Origin of the sequence: Intestinimonas sp. MSJ-38 (assembly GCF_018917925.1) — a bacterium.
Lineage (GTDB): Bacteria > Bacillota > Clostridia > Oscillospirales > Butyricicoccaceae > Pseudobutyricicoccus.
Genome location: NZ_JAHLPO010000035.1, coordinates 1 through 17,692, shown reverse-complemented (window position 1 = coordinate 17,692; position 17,692 = coordinate 1). Strand labels below are relative to the sequence as shown.

Below are 17,692 nucleotides of genomic sequence, written 5' to 3'. Positions count from 1 at the left end.
TCCTCTTCCAAAACCAAGGCTTGCAAATTTTTTAGGTAGTCATTCTCCGCACGCAACCGCTGAACTTCTGCCAGCAGATCTTCTTCTACCTGCTTCGGCAACTGCTTTGGCGGACGACCCTTACTGCTGCGGCCACGCCGTTCGATGGCTAACCCTTCCGGCCCTTCTTCCAGGTAGATTCGCTCCCATGATTTGATCCGATCTCTGCTGTTTACCTCAAATCTACGACAGGTTTCGCTGTAACTCAATTTCTCTTCCTGCATGGTTTCAATCACCAGTTTTTTGAATTCCGGCGTATATCGTTTGTTTGGTACTCCTTTTGGCATAGCAAAACACCCCACTTGTTAGATAGTATATCATACTGTCTAACAAGTGGGGTGCAGTTCACAGGGCCTGGCGGCTTTTTTCTGGGGGAAATGAGAACTTCTTTTGAACAAACAGTCTCTTCGCTTGACGGACCCTTTTCTTTTTGAGTAAGATAAAAGACAAAGACGCAAAATGCTGACTTGATGCAGATGGGAGCCAATATGAAAAGGAAAAAACTTTTTTGCTGTGGAATTTTGCTGGCCTTGTGTTTGGGGATTCATGGATGGGCCGCCCCTTCCGATCTTCTGCTGCAGGAAGGGGAAATGGATTTTGATCAGGTGTATGAACTGCTGACGGCCCTGACTCCAGAGGAACTTCTGGCCGATATGGAGCGGGCCTATGAGGTGGTGGCCGACAGTCCCCACGGTGAAGAGGAAGATGTGCTCACTCCCTGGACGGCGGCGATGATCGACCGGCTGGACGAGCTCAGCGATGAGGATCTTCTGTCCATTATTTTGGACAAAAGCCGTTCTACTGCCTTTCGGGCGGCGGTGATCCAGCTGCGGGAGATGCAGACAGGTGGAGAAGAGACCGATGAGCGCCTGTATCAGATGCTGCTGGATGAACAGGAGGAAGAGTATCTGCGCACCACTTTGCTTCTGCATCTGGAGTTTTCCACCCCCTCTCAGCAGCAGCTTCTCCAGCAACTGGCGCAGCAGGATGGAGACTTGGGAGAATACGCCGAAAAAAAGCTGGAGTGGAGCAGCCGGGAGGAAAACTACGAGCAAACATCCCGGCCCCAGGAGGAAGAAGCCACGGAAACCCAGGACAGCGCCTTGGCAGAGCCGGTTTCGCCCGAGCAGGAAGAAGAGAGACAGGTGTGCTGGACCATTTTGCTCTTTTCCCTCAGCTTTCTGGTGGGGGCCGGGGTATGGCGGCAGCTGGGAGGAGGTTTGTTCCTGCCGGAGCAGCCAGAGCAGGAGGAATGAGGGGCTTTGCTTTTTGTGTGAGAAGCTGGTATACTGTCTTTTGTAATGATTTTCAAAGGAGAGGATAATTTGATCCGCGAGATGACAGCCCAGGATGAAAAACGGTATTTGGACATGGGCCAGGAGTTTTACAGCAGCAATGCTGTACTGCATCCCATCCCCAGGGAGATTTACCACAAGAATTTTCAGGAGATGCTTCAGGGCAGCCCCTACATCAAAGGGTATATCATCGAAAAAGATGGCCAGACGGCAGGATACATGATCCTGTCTTTCACCTATTCTTCGGAAGTGGGGGGCATGGTGGTGCTCATCGAAGAGCTGTTTCTCCATGAAAATTTCCGTGGATGCGGCCTGGGCACCGAAGCGCTGGATTTTGTTCGGAAACAATTTCCCCATGCGGCCCGGTTCCGTCTGGAGGTGACACCGGATAACGGCGGGGCGGCCCGTCTCTATGCCCGCAAGGGCTTTGAGCCGCTGGATTACCGTCAGATGGTGATCGACCCGCCAGCGGAAAGCCGATAAGGCACAAAAGCCGCCCTGTTTGGGGCGGCTTTTTATAAAACAGAAAAGTGTGGGAAAAAGAGAAAGGAGAGGATGTGCGTTGACAGGGGAAGTGAAGAAAAAAAGGGTGGCCACCGATATGACCCAGGGCAATCCGGCAAAACTCATCTGTTTGTTTGCCTTGCCGCTGCTGTTTGGAAATGTGCTTCAGCAGCTTTACAACATGGTGGACAGCATTGTGGTGGGCAATTTTGTGGGAGATGCTGCCTTGGCCGCCGTGGGAACCGGCTTTCCGGTGATTTTCATGCTGGTGTCTTTGTTCATGGGGTTGGGCACCGGCGCCACCGTGATGATCTCCCAGTTTTATGGGGCGGGGGACAAGGAAAGCCTGCGCAAAACTGTAGCCACCATCTATAACGCCATTCTGGTGGGGGCCGTGCCGCTGACCATTCTGGGCATCTTGCTGGCAGGGCCGCTGCTGCGCATGATGAATGTGCCGGAAGATGCCTATGGTATGGCCCGCACCTATGTGATGGTGGTCTTTGCCGGGGTTGTGGGCAACCTGGGGTACAATGTGAATGCCGGTATTTTGCAAGGATTGGGCAACAGCCGTACCACGCTGCTGTTTCTGTCCATTGCCTGTGTGATTAATATCGTGCTGGATCTGGTGTTTGTCATTGTGTTCTCCTGGGGTGTGATGGGTGTGGCCCTGGCCACCATCATCGCTCAGTTCTGTTCCTGGCTGTTCGGTATTTTTTATATCAACAAGCATTACAAGGAAATTCGCATTCGCCCCTTCCATTGGGATTTTGACCGGCATCTGTTTGGCAGGGCCATGAAGCTGGGCATTCCTTCCGGCATTCAGCAGGCGCTGTTTTCCGTGGGAGTCATGGTGCTGCAAACGCTGATCAACCGCTATGATACCGCTTTCATCGCCGGGTTCCAGGGGGCCAATAAACTGGATACCTTTGGATTTATGCCGGTACAGAGCTTTGCCATCGCTGTGACCACCTATGTGGGGCAGAACATCGGTGCTGGCAAAATGGAACGGGTCAACCGGGGAATGTGGTATACTGTGGCCATGGCGGCCGCCGTCAATGTAGTGGTGGCCATTTTCCTGGTGCCTCTGGGGCCGGTGTGTATGCGGCTGTTTTCCCAGGATCCCCAGGTGATTGCAGCTGGCTGTGCTTATCTGGATCGGATCATGCCTTTTTATGTGGTCTTTTCCTTTATGTTCATTCTGAACGCAGTGATGCGGGGGGCCGGAGAAACCATTATGCCCATGATCTCCACCCTGATTTCTCTGTGGCTGGTTCGTATCCCAGTGGCTTATTTCCTAGCGGATCATTTTGGCCGGGACAACCTGTTCTATTGCTATGTGATCGGCTGGCTGGCCGGTGTGGTGCTGTCCGGCCTTTACTACCTGTCTGGAAGATGGAAGAACAAATCCATTGTGGCGCATACATAAATAAAGGAAAACCGCTTCATAGGCTGCCTTTTCGGGGAAAATTGCTCATTTCTTTTTGAGAGAGTCTATGGTATACTAAATATATATGTCCTCTCTCAGAGGAGTGTTTTGAAAACAACGGACAAACCCGTAAGGAGTGTAAGAATGTCTCAGAAAAAGAAAAAGAATTCCGTCTCTCAGCCTGCGGTGCCCAAAAAGAAAAGATGGCTCCGGGGGCTGGTGATTGTTCTGGTATCTCTGACTGTATGGGGCGGTGCCTGCTATTTCTGCTATGCCTATGGCATGAATCAGGAGAAAAACCGCTTGGCGGAGATGCTGGACCCCGATCTGGCCGAACAGGCCGACAGCCTGAAATGGGTCACTGCGGTGGATGAACCTATGACCGATGAACAACTGAAAGAACGGACCAAGCTGATTTTGGGGGATATCGAGTTCCAGGTGAAGTGCTTTGGCCGCAAGACCAATGCAGACGGCACTCCTTTCCTGGGTGACGATGGAAAGCAGGCCCATATCACCTATGAGAGCGCATTGGAACAGGGACTCTTCCAGGAACCCGATGTGGCGGACATGGAAGTGTACACCACTAGCGATCCGGAACGGGGCTGGAAGCTGCGGGTTGTGGAGACCCCTATGGGCAATGTGACTTACCGCAGCAAGGATGAAAGTGTCACCCGGGTCAGCCGGTTCTATACCGCCGATTCGGAAGCCAATGCGCCCATCGAAACGGCCACAGAAGCGGTGGAGCGGGCCAATGCCTATTATAACTGGGGCTTGCCTTTCTCCACCGGCTATGAGATGAGCGGTGTCACACAGGAGGAGGGCCAGTGGGTGGTCACCTATCAGCGGGTGGCCCGGCTGAAGAACCTGCCCAAACTACGCTCCCAGGGCCAGACTGTGCAGGTGGTTATCTCCGCAGAAGATGGTGAGATGATCTCTGCCGATTGTCTGGATCTGATGCTCATCCAGGTGGGAAGCGATCAGAAGCCCATTTCTCAGGAAGAAGCCGTGAAGGCCGCAGAAGAGAGCCTGAAAGAGGGCGGCATTTCCGGTGCTGTATTCCAAGCTGCTGAGTATGCCATTGTGGAGCCCAACTTCATCTTTACTCCCAAAGAGGGAGGCTACAGCTACGATCCGGAGACCCATTTGACCCGGGCCGTGTGGAGTGTGGTGTTCATCCATGAAGACGAAACTCCTGGTAGCTATGAGGTGTACATCGACGCCTATACCGGTCAGCCCTTGGGCGGCCTGATCCACGAAGAATAATTAGATTGTATCCTCAAAAGCCCGCCGAAGCATTCGGCGGGCTTTCCTATGCCGAAAAAGTAGCTCAGGCCACTTTTTCGAATTTCTGCAAGGGCCTGGGTGCATGCTTTGGCGCACACTTGCTCCTTGAAAAATGCAAAAATCCACGCACAGGTCGCGGCTTTTTGCGAATCAATAAGGGTAGGGCAAACGGTCTCCCTTCTTTGCCGAAATCAGTTGGATAAAACAGGGCGAAGAATCCTTTGGAAGCATTCCGGCGCTTTGTTGACAGCGGTTTATTCCGGGTGTATCCTAAAATCAAACAAAAGAAAGGATGGAAGCGGATATGAACATTTTGATCGTCAGCGGAAGCCCTCGCAAAGGGGGAAACACCGACATCATGGCGGAGACCTTCCGGGAGGAAGTGGTGAAAAAGGGCCATCAGGCAGAACTGGTCAGCCTGAGCGGAAAGAAAATCGCCCCTTGTCTGGGGTGTCAGTATTGCTTTGGCCACGACGGGCAATGTGTCCAGAAGGACGACATGGCCCAGCTGCTGGAGAAGGTGGACCAGGCCGATTTGCTGGTGCTGGCTTCGCCTATCTACTGGTTTGATGTGAGTGCCCAGCTGAAATGCTTTATCGACCGGCTCTATGCCCGGGGAAAAAAGGGATTCCATCACAATCAGGCGGCGCTGCTGCTGGATTCCGGCTCTCCTGGCGTATATGATGCGGCCATCAGCCAGTATAAAGCCATCTGTTCCTATTTGAAATGGGAGGACAAGGGCATTGTCACCATCCCCGGTATGAAGCAGAAGGGGGATATGGCCCAAAGCGCCGATCTGGAGAAAGTGTGCCAGCTGGCCAGGAGCTTGTAAGGGGATGGACCAGGTTTACAAAGAAAAAGCACTGTGCTGCGGCTGTGGCGCCTGCAAGTCCGCTTGTCCCTATGGAGCCATTGAGATGGAGCCCGATGAGGAAGGCTTTCTTTATCCGGTGATACGGAAGGAACTGTGCCGGGACTGCGGCCTGTGTCAAAAGATCTGCCCTTTCCCTGAGGGAAAAGGGGTAGGATCAGAGCCAATCTTTTATCTGGCCAAGCACAAAGATGCCAGGGTGCTGTCCCTTTCCACCTCTGGCGGGGCGTTTACCGCCCTGTCGGACGCCATGCTTCGACGGGGTGGGGCAGTTTATGGAGCGGTGCTGGACGAAAACCTTCAGGTGCGCCATGCCCGGGCCGTGACTCCGGAAGAACGGGACCCCATGCGGGTGTCCAAATATGTGCAAAGCCGCCTGGGGGATACCTTCTCTCAGATTAAGGCCGATTTGCTGGAGGGACGCCCCGTGCTTTTCACCGGCACGCCCTGTCAGAATGCCGGCCTGCGGGCCAGCCTGGGGGCACTGGGGGAGAAGGACGAGCTGGTGTGCTGCGATGTGATCTGTTATGGCATCCCCAGTCCTGGGGCCTGGGAAGCCTATAAAAAGCTGCTGGAGCAGGAGCGGGGAGGAAAGCTGAAATGGGTCTCCTTCCGCTCCAAAGCATTGGGCTGGAGCCGGGTGGGAAGCAATAAGATCTTCCAGTACCAAACCAGCACCATGCCGGTGCGAGGGGAGGACCCACGGTTTTATCAGATGTTTTTCGAGAACCGTTCCATCATCCGGCCCAGCTGCGGAAACTGTCCCTATCCGCAACCACATCGGTGTACCGATGTGACCATTGCCGATTACTGGGGCATCGAAAAGTTTGCCCCCCGGGCCTATGACAGCCGGGGAGTCAGTTTGATTCTGGTGTCCACTCCCAAAGGGGAGCGGCTGCTGAAAGAGTGCGCCGGAGATCTGATGCTGGAACAAAGGTCTGCGGAAGAGGCTCTCTCCCAGCAAGGCCGCCTGCAAGGGCCGGTACAGCTGCCGGAAAACCGGCAGGAATTCTGGCATATCCTGAGGGAAGAAGGTCTAGAAAAGGCTCTTTCTTGGGCATTTCCAGAGAAAAAGTAAAGAGAACAAAAGAAAAGCCGCGGGAGAAATCCTGCGGCTTTTGTGCTGTTTTGTTAATCTTCGGTATAAATCAGGGGCATACGCCGTTTGTGCTCGGTGACCCGGTGGGCCCGCTGGATGATCTGGTCGTGATCGTTGCCGCAGGAACCGGTGGCCATGTAGGACTCGATTTCGTCATAGGTGACGCCCATTTCATCCTCATCGGTCTGGCCTTCAAAAAGACCGGCGGAGGGAGCTTTTTTGATGATGTTTTCCGGGGCCTGCAAATAGGCCAGGAATTCGTAGATCTCGGTGACCGTCAGGTCGGAAATGGGGTTGAAGTCGCAGGCGCCATCGCCCCATTTGGTGAAGTAGCCCATGTACCGCTCGCATTTGTTGCCGGTGCCTGCCACCAAAGCGCCCCGGGTCTGGGCAATGGCATACAGAGTGGTCATCCGCAAGCGGGGAGCGATGTTGCCCAGAGAGGGCTTGCTCAGTGTTTCCACCCCTTCGATCTGGCGGCAGATGGCTTGCTTCACTTCGGTGAGGTCTACCGTCACCGTCTCGATATGGAACTGCTCGGCCACGGCCAGAGCATCCACCATGTCCTCACCGAAATTCCGGGAGGACTGGCAGGGCATGGCTACGCCCAGTGTGTTTTCACAGGCCAGTTTGCACAGAATGCCCACCAGGGCGCTGTCTTTGCCGCCGCTGTTGCCATAGACGATGCCCTGGCAATGGGCATCCTTCAGGGCAAATTGGATAAAGGCCACTCGCTTTTTTAGTTCTTGTGCGTAATCTCTCATGTGACTCCGTCCTTTTTTAGAGCCTTCTCCGGCCAAAGCCGGAGAAGGCAGCTTTGTATCAGATCTCAATGGTTCCTTCAAAGACCCGCTGGGCCTTGCCGGTCATAAAGACCGCTTGAGGAGTATAGCGGATCATCAGCTCGCCGCCCAACAGCTTGACGGTGATGTCCTTGTTTTCCAGACAGTGGCCTCGCAGTACGCTGGCCACTGCCGCGGCGCAGGCTCCAGTGCCGCATGCGAAGGTTTCGCCGCTGCCCCGTTCCCACACCCGCATCTGGATGGTGGTGCGGTCCAGCACCCGGACAAACTCGGTGTTGACTCCCTGAGGGAAGAGAGGATGGTGTTCAAAGAGGGGACCAATTTCCGAGAGGGGGAGATTGTCCAGATTGTTGCAGAACACCACGCAGTGGGGATTGCCCATGGAGAGACAGGTGACTTCATACTCTTTATCACCCACGGTGATGGTGCGGCCCACAGCGTCCACACCCGGCAGATTCACCGGGATCTGGTCAGGGTTCAGGATGGCCTTGCCCATGTCCACCGTCACCGAAGTGACTGTGCCGCTTTGCACATACAGATGCAGGGTGCGGATGCCGCTGAGGGTTTCAATGGTCATGTCCTGCTTTTTCACAATGCCTTCTTCATACAGGTATTTGCCCACGCAGCGGATGGCATTGCCGCACATTTTTCCTTCGCTGCCGTCCAGGTTGAACATCCGCATCTGGGCGTCAGCTTTCTGAGAGGGGCAGATGAGCACCACACCGTCGCCGCCGATGCCGAAGTGCCGGTCGGAAAGGAGCACGGCCAGACTTTCCGGACTTCCTACCTGATGGTCAAAGCAGTTGAAATAGATATAGTCATTGCCCGCCCCCTGCATCTTGGTAAAGCGGAGGGGAACACGCTCTTTGCGCATATGATTCAGATCCACAAGGCCGGTGTTGTGCTGACCATAGCGGCTGCGCAGGCTGTCGGCCAGGGCAGAAGCCGTGTCCATGGAGGTGAGGCAGGGGATGCCCAGCTCTACCGCTTTCCGGCGGATCTTCACGCTGTCCAGCCAGGGCAGGCGGCCCTTGGAGGAGGTGGAGAGGATATAACTGATCCGGCCGCTTTCCAGCAGTGTTGCGGTGTTTTCATCCGATTCATGGATCTTGCTCACCACATGGGCGGAAAGTCCGGCTTCTTCCAGCACCCGGGCTGTGCCCTGGGTGGCGTAAAGTTCAAAGCCCAGGGAATCAAACTTCCGGGCCAGGGCGGCCACTTCGTGCTTGTCGGTGTCGCACACCGTCAGCAGCACTCCGCCAATGCGCTCCATCCGGTAACCGGCGCCGATCAGGCCTTTGTACAAGGCCTCTTCTAGGGTCTTGCCAATGCCCAGCACTTCGCCGGTGGACTTCATTTCCGGCCCCAGCTGCACATCCACATCGGTGAGCTTTTCAAAGCTGAACACCGGCACCTTTACCGCCACATAGGGGGGTGGGGGATACAGGCCTGTGCCATAGCCCATATCGCTGAGTTTTTCACCCAGCATGGCCCGGGTGGCCAGATCCACCATAGGCACGCCGGTGACCTTGCTGATATAGGGGATGGTACGGGAAGAACGGGGATTGACCTCGATGACATAGATCTCCCCTTCGTGGATCAGATACTGGATATTCACCAGTCCTCGTGTATTCATGGACAGGGCCAGATCCCGGGTGTAGGAGATGATCTTTTCCACCTGCAGACCATTCAGGTTCCAGGCGGGGTAGACGGCGATGGAGTCGCCGGAGTGCACACCGGCCCGCTCGATGTGTTCCATGATGCCGGGGATGAGCACATCCTCACCATCGCAGATGGCGTCCACTTCCAGCTCGATGCCCATAAGGTATTTGTCGATGAGCACCGGGTTTTCGATCTTGTGGGACAGAATGATGCCCATGTATTCTTCGATGTCCTCATCGCTGAAGGCGATGATCATATTCTGTCCGCCCAGAACATAGGAAGGCCGCATGAGCACCGGATAGCCCAGGCTGCGGGCGGCGTTCAGGGCTTCGTCCTTTGTCATAACAGTCAGGCCCTTGGGACGGCTGATGTGCAGGTTTTCCAGCAATGCGTCAAACCGCTCCCGGTCTTCCGCCATATCGATGCTGTCCGCCGGGGTGCCCAGGATGCGCACGCCCTGGCTCTCCAGGAAGTTAGTCAGCTTGATGGCGGTCTGGCCGCCGAAGGCCACCACAACACCCACCGGCTTTTCGGTTTCGATGATGTTCATCACATCTTCCGGGGTGAGGGGTTCAAAATACAGACGGTCGCTGGTGTCAAAGTCGGTGGACACCGTTTCCGGATTGTTGTTGACAATGACCACATCGTAACCGGCTTTTTTCAGGGAGCGGACACAGTGGACCGAAGCGTAGTCAAATTCGATGCCCTGGCCGATGCGGATGGGGCCGGAGCCGAAGACGATCACCGTCTCCTTACCGCTCTGGTGTTCTGCAATGAATTCGGCTGCCTCGTTTTCCTCATCGCAGCAGGAATAGAAATAGGGGGTCTCGGCGTCAAACTCGGCGCCGCAGGTATCCACCATTTTGAAGGAGGCCGACAGATGGCAGGGTAGTTTGGAGCCGGAGATGCTCTCCAGCACCTTGTCCGGGAAGCCCAGACGCTTGCCCTCCCGGTACTGTTCCTCTGTGAGAGGAGCGCCGCAGATGGCGTTTTCATACCGGGCGATATTCTGGAGTTTATGCAAAAACCACAGGTCGATTTTGGTGATGTCGTGGATTTCCTCAGGGGCGAAATCCCGCTTCAGGGCTTCATAGATGACGAACAGGCGCTCATCATCACACACGCTGATCTGGGCCCGCAGTTCCTCGTCGGTGAGCTTTTGCAGTTTGGGCAGGGTCAGGCTGGAAAGGCCGATCTCTGCACCACGCACCGCCTTGTGGATGGCGCTTTCGAAGTTCTGGGCAATGGCCATCACTTCGCCGGTGGCCTTCATCTGGGTGCCCAGAAGACGCTTGGCATAGACGAATTTGTCAAAGGGCCATTTGGGAAGCTTGACGGCCACATAGTCCAGTGTGGGTTCAAAGCAGGCACAGGTTTTGCCGGTGACGGCGTTTGTGATTTCGTCCAGGGTGTAGCCGATGGCGATGAGGGCGGCCACCTTGGCGATGGGATAGCCGGTGGCCTTGGAGGCCAGGGCGGAGGAACGGGACACGCGGGGATTGACCTCGATGACGGCATATTCAAAGCTGTCCGGATTCAGGGCGAACTGGCAGTTGCAGCCGCCTTCGATGCCCATGGCGGTGATGATGTTGAGGGCCGCCGAACGGAGCATCTGGTATTCTTTGTCGGAGAGGGTCACTGCCGGGGCGATGACGATGCTGTCGCCGGTGTGAACGCCCACCGGATCGAAGTTTTCCATGGAGCAGACGGTAATTACATTGCCTTTGCTGTCCCGCATCACTTCAAACTCGATTTCTTTCCACCCGGAGATGCACTTCTCAATGAGCACCTGGGTGATGGGAGACAGACGCAGACCGGTGGCGGCGATGTGCCGCAGTTCCTCTTCGTTCTGGGCGATGCCGCCGCCGCTGCCGCCCAGGGTGAAGGCGGGACGGACGATGACAGGATAGCCGATCTCCTTGGCAAAAGACAAAGCGCCTGTCAGATCGGTGACCACCTTGGAGGGGATCACCGGCTGGCCGATGCTCTCCATGGTGTCTTTGAACACCTGCCGGTCTTCGGCTTTGTCGATGGTCTCCGGATTGGCCCCCAGCAGCTTCACATTGTGGGCCGCCAGGAAGCCGTCTTTGGCCAGTTCCATGGACAGGTTCAGGCCGGTCTGTCCCCCCAGGGTGGACAGCAGGCTGTCGGGCTTTTCCTTTTCGATGATCCGCTTGACGGTGTCCAGGGTCAGCGGTTCGATGTAGATCTCGTCGGCCATGACACCGTCGGTCATGATGGTGGCCGGGTTGGAGTTGATGAGCATGACCTCCAGCCCTTCTTCCTTCAAAGCCCGGCAGGCCTGGGTGCCGGCGTAGTCAAACTCGGCGGCCTGACCGATGACAATGGGGCCCGAGCCGATGACCAGCACTTTTTTGATATCGGGATTTCTGGGCATTATCGCATCTCCTCCATCCGTTTGATAAATTGGTCAAAGAGAAATTGGGTATCCAGAGGGCCGCCGCAGGCTTCCGGATGGAACTGGACGGTGAATACCGGGGCGTTTTCATAGGCGATGCCTTCACAGGTGCCGTCGTTGGCATTGACCATGCTCACCTGAGCATGAGAGGGCAGAGCGTCGCTGTCCACAGCATAGCCGTGGTTCTGGCTGGTGATATAAACCCGGCCGGTGGAAATGTCCCGCACCGGCTGGTTTGCACCCCGGTGGCCGTATTTCAGTTTGACAGTTTTGCCGCCCTGGGACAGGGCCAGCAGCTGATGACCCAGGCAGATGCCGAAAATGGGCACGCCCGATTGATAGAGTTTGCCGATCTCATGGATGATCTGGGTGTTTTCCGCCGGGTCGCCGGGGCCGTTGGAGAGCATAATGCCGTCAGGGGAATAGGAGAGCACTTCCTCCGCCGGGGTGTGGGCCGGGAGGGTGAGAACCTCGCAGCCTCTTTTTACCAGGCTGCAGCGGATGTTCTCCTTGGCGCCGAAGTCCATGAGCACCACCCGGAACCGGGGCTCCTCCGGGGCATCGGTGCGGGGGCTTTGGCAGGTGACGCTTTCCACCGCATTCTGGATGGTGTATCCCCGCAGTTCCTCCAGAATACCGGGAAGATCGGAGATATCCTGGGTGATCTTGCCGTTCATCACGCCATGACGGCGAATCAGCTTAGTCAGCCGGCGGGTGTCGATGCCGTAGATGCCGGGAATACCGCTTTTCTGCAAAAAGGCATCCAGATCGCCCTGGCAACGGAAGTTGGAGGGCTCGCGGCACCATTCCCGCACGATATAGCCTTTGACCTGCACTTTGCCGCTTTCAAAATCCGGGGGAATCACCCCGTAATTTCCCACCAGGGGAAAGGTCTGTACCACGATCTGGCCGTAATAGCTGGGATCGGTGAGAGTCTCCAGATAACCGGTCATGCCGGTGGTGAACACGGTTTCGCCGCAGGTGCTGTCCATGGCGCCGAAGGCCTTGCCCTCCATCACCGTGCCGTCCTGAAGAACCAGATAGGCTTTTTGATCCATATAAATTCCCTCCTTTTCCGATTATTCAAATTGGTTTTTATGATGATCCTGTCCCACATCGATGGGATATTCGCCGGAGAAGCAGCCGGTACAGAAGCGGGCCCGGCTGGTATGGCAGGCCTCTTTCAGGCCCTTGATGCTGATATAGCCCAGGCTGTCGGCGCCGATGTGCTGGCAGATCTCCGGGATGGACATTTTGTTGGCAATCAGGTTTTCTTCGCTGTCAATGTCGGTGCCGAAATGGCAGGAATGGGTGAAGGGGGGAGCGGAAATGCGCATATGCACTTCTTTGGCCCCGGCCTGCTTGAGCATCCGCACGATTTTGGCGCTGGTGGTGCCCCGGACGATGGAATCGTCCACCAGAACGATGCGCTTGCCTTCCAAATTGGCCCGCACCGGGTTGAGCTTCAGCCGCACGGCGGCATCCCGCTGGGACTGGGAGGGGAAGATGAAGCTGCGGCCGATATACCGGTTTTTCACAAAACAGGGGATATAGGCCAGGCCGCTTTCCTTGGAATAGCCCATGGCAGCTTCCAGACCGCTGTCAGGCACGCCGCATACCAGATCGGCTTCCACCGGATATTCCCGGGCCAGCTGGATGCCCATGTTGTACCGGGCTTCGTAAACGCTGAGCCCGTCGATCACCGAGTCGGGGCGGGCAAAATACACATATTCAAAAATACACAGGCCTTTGTTGTCCTTTTCCAGGATCTCGCAGGCCGTCAGATTGCCGTTGGGGTCGATGATCACCATTTCACCCGGCTCGATATCCCGGATGAAGCGGAAACCGGCGCTATCCAAGGCACAGCTTTCCGAGGCGATGGCGTGGCCATGGTCGTTTTCGCCCAGGCACAGGGGGCGGAAGCCCCAGCCATCCCGCACGGCGATCATAGTGCCGTCCGAAGAGAGGACAATCAAAGAAAAAGCTCCTCTCAGCTGACGGGCCGCTGCGGTCACGGCCACCTGGAGGTTGCCATTGCGGATGATCTCATAGGCGATCAAAGCCGAAATGACCTCGCTGTCCGAGGTGGCGGAAAAGGCGCAGCCGTACTGGGAGAGGAGCTCTTTCAGTTCACCGGCGTTGACGATGTTGCCGTTGTGGGCGATGGCGATGCGGCCCCGAAGGAATTCGGTGACCACCGGCTGTACATTGGCACAGATATTGCCACCGGTGGTGGAATAGCGCACATGGCCGATGCCGATGCCGGAGGCGGGCAGCTTCTTCAAAGTGTCGCCGTTGAATACTTCGCTGACAAGCCCTACATCTTTGTGGCACAAAATGGCGTTTTTGGAAAGCACGGCGATGCCGGCCCCTTCCTGGCCCCGGTGCTGCAAAGCCGACAGGGCGTTGTAAGTGATGCCGGCGGCTTCCTGGGTGTTGATGTGCACCCCGAACACGCCGCATTCTTCGTGTAATTTCTCTCCCAGCATTGGTGATCCTCCATCATTTGGAATAAACAGACTCTTTGAAAAGCCGGCCCTTTGGAAAAAGGACCGGACAGGAGCCGGGCCCCGGCAGAATGTTCCGGGGCCCGAATCGGGCAGGCGGCAAAGCCGCATTTTTACATAACCAGGTACTGATCCCGCTCGGCCCCTACAGAAACATAGGTGATGCGGCAGCCCACGGCCTTCTCCAGATAGTGGATGTAGTCCAGGGCAGCCTTGGGCAGATCCTGCACACGGCGGCAGCGGGAAATGTCGCACTTCCAGCCAGGCAGGTAGTCGTAGATGGGCTTGGCGTTTTCCAGGTCCTCGCCGGTGGGGAAGTTGTCGGTGCGCTTGTCGCCCACCTGATAGCCCACGCACACGGGAATCTTGTCCAGATAGGACAGCACATCCAGTTTGGTCAGGGCGATCTCATCGGCGCCCTGCATCCGAACGCCATAGCGGGAGGCCACGCAGTCAAAGGGACCTACCCGACGGGGCCGGCCTGTGGCTGCGCCGTATTCGCCGCCAGCTTCCCGCAGACGGTCGGCTTCTTCGCCGAACAGCTCCACTGTGAAGGGGCCTTCGCCCACGCAGGAGGAATAGGCCTTCATAATGCCGATGCTCTTGCTCAGCTTGTGGTTGGGGATACCTGCGCCGATGGGGGCGTAGGCGGCGATGGTGGAAGAAGAAGAGGTGTAGGGATAGATGCCGAAGTCGATGTCCCGCAAAGCGCCCAGCTGAGCCTCAAACAGGATCTTCTTGCCGGCCTTTTCCGCCTGATCCAGGTAGACGCTGGTGTCACAGACGAACTCCTTCAGAGGATCGCCGTAGGTGTGCAGCCAATTCATCACGCTCTCCACGGTGATAGGTTCGGCGTGATAGCCTCCTTCCACCAGCAGGTTTTTCCATTCCACAGCGCTTGCCAGCCGCTTTTCCATGGCGGCGGGATGGAGCAGATCGCCCATGCGCAGCGCCCGCTTCATGTACTTGTCCCCATAGACCGGAGCGATGCCCCGGCGGGTGGAGCCGAACTTGGCGTCGCCCAGCCGGTCCTCTTCCAGGTTGTCCAGCATTTTGTGATAAGGCAGGCAGATGACAGCCTTGTCGCTGATCTTCAGGTTTTTGGGGGAGACAGGCACCCCGGCGTCCTGGAGATTTTTGATTTCGCCCATCAGATGCTCCAGGTCAATGACCATGCCGTTGCCCATCACATTGACCACTTCCGGTCGCAGAATGCCCGAAGGCAGCAGGTTCAAAATGAATTTGCCCAGGGGATTGACCACGGTGTGGCCGGCGTTGTTGCCCCCCTGATAGCGGACGACGATATCATAGTTTTCCGACAAAAGGTCCACCATGCGGCCCTTGCCCTCATCGCCCCAGTTGATGCCGGTGATCGCAGTAAGCATAACAGTTTCCTCCCGATATTCCGAAATGATCTGGCTGCAAAAAGCAGGCGTCCATTAAAGGACAAAAGCACTCTTCTTTTCCCCTTTAATGAACGCCTTTGTTCATTTTATAAATTATATAGTAGGCTAAAGTACCCGTCAAGGGATTTTGCTTTTTTTCCCAGATATTCCATGGACTTTTGTCACTTTGATGTACCTGGAAGAAAAAAGATGGAGGAAAAAAAGCAGATTGACCAGAGAGGAAGAGAATTGCGGGAAGAGGAAGAGGCTGGTATACTGAAAAGCAAACAGATGCCTGCGGGCGAGAGAGGACGGATGCAGGGTGTATACATTGATTTTCAACGGTTCTCCCCGGAGAGCAGGGGACACCAGCGCATTGATACAGGCCTTTTGCCGGGAAATCCAGGGACAGGTGGAACAGATCGACGCTTATAGATCGACTCTGTCCCCCTGCGTTGACTGCCGCCGCTGCGCCGGGGGCGGAGGATGCGTCATAAACGACGGAATGCAGGGGATTTACGAGAAGGTGGAAAAGGCCCAGGTGCTGGTGTTGGCCTCTCCCCTTTATTTTTCCACCCTCACCGGCCCGCTACTTGCTCTGTGCAGCCGGTTCCAGGCTCTGTATATGGCCCGGCGAAACCAGGGAAGCGGATGGGAACAGACCAAAGGCGGACTGGTGCTGCTCACAGGAGGCGGCAGCACCAAAGATCCTTCCTGTGCTTTTCGCACATCCCGGATCATCCTGCGAGAGATGGGGGCCGGGGAGATCCGTCAGGTGGCCAGCATCGGCACCGACCACCTTCCTGCCGGAGAGGATGAGGAGGCTCTCCGGCAGGCTGTGGCGGCGGCCCGGGAGTTTAACACTCTGTTTGCATAGCAGCCGGGAAAGAATCAGGCAGTGAGGACGCCGTTTTCTCCGGTGAGAAGAAGCAGGATGTTTTCCTCTTCTCCTGTCTGGGTGTTGAGATAGACCAGACACTCTGCCCCATCGGGGGTAGAGCAAAGAAATTCGTAGCAATCCATCTCCTTGGCTCCCGCCGAAGGGATGATGGCCTGGCCCCTGCGTTTGACGGTGAGCAGAGGGGAGAGCAGGGTTTCGGCTTTTTCAATGGACAGGCCGGAAGGGGTGAATTCCCGCACCCGGTGGTTCATCACATACCCCCGGCTTTCAAAACCCAGGATGCTGCCATTGTCCAAGGCCACCGTTACTTTGATCAGGTCGGGGTAAAGCAGCCGTCCTTCTTCCACCGGCGCAAAGTTCACCGTCACAGTCCCTTGGTTTGTCTCATAATAGCTGCGGCACATATTGGTATAGCCCCGGCTGCGGAGGAATTCCTGGGCGATCTCCGCTCCTTTCTGGGGAGACAGGGTGGGGGCGGTGAGCTCCCGGCCATCGGTGAGCAGCAGAGCCCGGCCGCCTTGCTTTGTCAGCAGCAAGGAGATGTTTCCCCCTTCCAGACGGTAACAGGGGATGTCTCCTTCTGTTTCTCCGGTGACGGTGAGGGCATCCTGGGAAAGGCCGCAGAAGGCTGCGCCCTGGGTGAGGGCCTCTTCCGGGGACAAGGTGGGCAAAGACTGGAGGGCCAGCGGCTCCAGCTGATCCAGATGATCGGAGAAGGGGCCGTCATAGGTGAGGGAGGGGTAGTCCGCCTGTTCCGGGGTATCGGTGTCAAAGTCCCCGGCGGATACGGCTTGCTGGGGAAAATGCAGATTTTCCCCCAGGGCGGCCTGGGTGGACAGAAGCTCCAGGGAGAGCCGGTCGGCGGCCTGGTGGAGATCGGAGAGGGTGTCATATTCCTGCTCTGTCAGGGAAGCCTTCCGGCCGATGAGGGTGTAGGCATATTCTCCCGCCTGGTTGATGAATTTCTGCACCTGCTGCAGCCCTTCTGTCTCCGGAGGCAGGGAAGAGAGGGCCTGGGAAGCCGAGGCGGCCTCCCGCCAGATCTGGGCCGACATCTGGGAGAGCATGGAAGCGGTGCCGGAGCAGCGGGCCTTCTGCAAGGCGGTTTCCAGAGAGGAGACGCTGCTGACCAGCTGGGAATAGGCCTGCTGGCGCAGCTGCACCTCACGGCGCTGGGCCTGCTCCCAGCGGAAGCGGAAGAAAAAAGCGGCAGTCAGAGAAAGCAGACTGACGCAGAGCAAAAAGCTGATCATGCGCTTTGCGCGGATGGTCTCATACATGGCAATAGGCTCCCTTCACGGCAGATTCAAAAAAGATACTGGAAAGATGCTTATATCTTTTGTAAAAATGGAGGAATTATCCCGGTAAAATCCCCAAATGTAGGTTTGTCAAACATATTGGACAGTGACCTCAGCGGGAGCCATCCAGCGGAGGGGTCTCATGGGCAAGTTGTTGGAGCGGCGGTTGTGGACGGCAAGCTGCTTTGCAAAGTCGTCC

General features: G+C 56.4%; 14 protein-coding genes. 7 read left to right on the top strand and 7 right to left on the bottom strand.

The annotated features are described in order from the left end of the window. Nucleotides 1–326, bottom strand: a 326-nt coding sequence (locus KQI26_RS14155; RefSeq protein ID WP_216504915.1) for a helix-turn-helix domain-containing protein, incomplete at its 3' end; no start/stop codon positions are given. A 303-nt stretch (nucleotides 327–629) separates the two neighbouring features. Here KQI26_RS14155 and KQI26_RS14150 point away from each other — a divergent pair. From KQI26_RS14150 to KQI26_RS14125, 6 genes are all read left to right on the top strand, one after another. Further along, entirely contained in the window at nucleotides 630–1,295 is a 666-nt protein-coding gene (locus KQI26_RS14150; RefSeq protein WP_216504914.1) for a hypothetical protein, read from the top strand. 69 nt (nucleotides 1,296–1,364) lie between these two features. Beyond that, nucleotides 1,365–1,817, top strand: a complete 453-nt coding sequence (locus KQI26_RS14145) for an N-acetyltransferase (RefSeq protein WP_118428821.1) — start codon at nucleotides 1,365–1,367, stop codon at nucleotides 1,815–1,817. Nucleotides 1,818–1,896: 79 nt separating this feature from the next. Next, on the top strand, nucleotides 1,897–3,264 hold the full coding sequence (locus tag KQI26_RS14140; RefSeq protein WP_253292878.1) for an MATE family efflux transporter: 1,368 nt from the start codon (nucleotides 1,897–1,899) through the stop codon (nucleotides 3,262–3,264). A 144-nt stretch (nucleotides 3,265–3,408) separates the two neighbouring features. Continuing rightward, a complete protein-coding gene (locus tag KQI26_RS14135; RefSeq protein WP_216504913.1) occupies nucleotides 3,409–4,527 on the top strand; it encodes a PepSY domain-containing protein in 1,119 nt (372 codons plus the stop codon). Between the two features lie 325 nt (nucleotides 4,528–4,852). Beyond that, complete coding sequence (locus KQI26_RS14130) at nucleotides 4,853–5,380, top strand: flavodoxin family protein (RefSeq protein ID WP_216504912.1); 528 nt, start codon at nucleotides 4,853–4,855, stop codon at nucleotides 5,378–5,380. Nucleotides 5,381–5,384: 4 nt separating this feature from the next. Beyond that, nucleotides 5,385–6,497, top strand: coding sequence for a Coenzyme F420 hydrogenase/dehydrogenase, beta subunit C-terminal domain (locus KQI26_RS14125; RefSeq protein WP_216504911.1), 1,113 nt, complete (start codon nucleotides 5,385–5,387; stop codon nucleotides 6,495–6,497). Nucleotides 6,498–6,550: 53 nt separating this feature from the next. On the opposite strand, the gene nadE is transcribed toward KQI26_RS14125, so the two are convergent. The 5 genes from nadE to KQI26_RS14100 form a co-directional block, all read right to left on the bottom strand. After that, a complete protein-coding gene (nadE, locus tag KQI26_RS14120; RefSeq protein ID WP_216504910.1) occupies nucleotides 6,551–7,282 on the bottom strand; it encodes an NAD(+) synthase in 732 nt (243 codons plus the stop codon). Between the two features lie 58 nt (nucleotides 7,283–7,340). After that, nucleotides 7,341–11,381 carry a carbamoyl-phosphate synthase large subunit gene (carB, locus tag KQI26_RS14115; RefSeq protein WP_216504909.1) on the bottom strand — a complete coding sequence of 1,347 codons (4,041 nt, stop codon included), beginning with the start codon at nucleotides 11,379–11,381 and terminating at the stop codon, nucleotides 7,341–7,343. Continuing rightward, the gene (locus tag KQI26_RS14110) at nucleotides 11,381–12,460 is read right to left on the bottom strand and encodes a carbamoyl phosphate synthase small subunit (RefSeq protein ID WP_216504908.1); all 1,080 of its coding nucleotides are present in this window, start codon (nucleotides 12,458–12,460) and stop codon (nucleotides 11,381–11,383) included. Before KQI26_RS14110 ends, carB begins: the two co-directional genes overlap by 1 nt. A 21-nt stretch (nucleotides 12,461–12,481) precedes the next feature. Next, on the bottom strand, nucleotides 12,482–13,891 hold the full coding sequence (gene purF / locus KQI26_RS14105; RefSeq protein ID WP_216504907.1) for an amidophosphoribosyltransferase: 1,410 nt from the start codon (nucleotides 13,889–13,891) through the stop codon (nucleotides 12,482–12,484). A 131-nt stretch (nucleotides 13,892–14,022) separates the two neighbouring features. Continuing rightward, nucleotides 14,023–15,294, bottom strand: coding sequence for an adenylosuccinate synthase (locus tag KQI26_RS14100; RefSeq protein WP_216504906.1), 1,272 nt, complete (start codon nucleotides 15,292–15,294; stop codon nucleotides 14,023–14,025). Between the two features lie 322 nt (nucleotides 15,295–15,616). Between KQI26_RS14100 and KQI26_RS14095 the strand changes: the two genes are divergently transcribed. Further along, complete coding sequence (locus KQI26_RS14095; RefSeq protein WP_216504905.1) at nucleotides 15,617–16,171, top strand: flavodoxin family protein; 555 nt, start codon at nucleotides 15,617–15,619, stop codon at nucleotides 16,169–16,171. Between the two features lie 14 nt (nucleotides 16,172–16,185). Here KQI26_RS14095 and KQI26_RS14090 read toward each other — a convergent pair whose 3' ends face one another. Then, nucleotides 16,186–17,475, bottom strand: coding sequence for a PepSY1/2 domain-containing protein (locus KQI26_RS14090; RefSeq protein ID WP_216504904.1), 1,290 nt, complete (start codon nucleotides 17,473–17,475; stop codon nucleotides 16,186–16,188). Nucleotides 17,476–17,692: the final 217 nt, after the last annotated feature.

Bases quoted from the DNA above. Each gene is read 5' to 3' on its own strand.
- KQI26_RS14090 (WP_216504904.1), bottom strand. From the start codon at position 17,475: ATGTATGAGACCATCCGCGCAAAGCGCATGATCAGCTTTTTGCTCTGC.
- KQI26_RS14100 (WP_216504906.1), bottom strand. From the start codon at position 15,294: ATGCTTACTGCGATCACCGGCATCAACTGGGGCGATGAGGGCAAGGGC.
- KQI26_RS14130 (WP_216504912.1), top strand. From the start codon at position 4,853: ATGAACATTTTGATCGTCAGCGGAAGCCCTCGCAAAGGGGGAAACACC.
- KQI26_RS14125 (WP_216504911.1), top strand. From the start codon at position 5,385: ATGGACCAGGTTTACAAAGAAAAAGCACTGTGCTGCGGCTGTGGCGCC.
- nadE (WP_216504910.1), bottom strand. From the start codon at position 7,282: ATGAGAGATTACGCACAAGAACTAAAAAAGCGAGTGGCCTTTATCCAA.
- KQI26_RS14110 (WP_216504908.1), bottom strand. From the start codon at position 12,460: ATGGATCAAAAAGCCTATCTGGTTCTTCAGGACGGCACGGTGATGGAG.
- carB (WP_216504909.1), bottom strand. From the start codon at position 11,381: ATGCCCAGAAATCCCGATATCAAAAAAGTGCTGGTCATCGGCTCGGGC.
- KQI26_RS14150 (WP_216504914.1), top strand. From the start codon at position 630: ATGGATTTTGATCAGGTGTATGAACTGCTGACGGCCCTGACTCCAGAG.
- purF (WP_216504907.1), bottom strand. From the start codon at position 13,891: ATGCTGGGAGAGAAATTACACGAAGAATGCGGCGTGTTCGGGGTGCAC.
- KQI26_RS14135 (WP_216504913.1), top strand. From the start codon at position 3,409: ATGTCTCAGAAAAAGAAAAAGAATTCCGTCTCTCAGCCTGCGGTGCCC.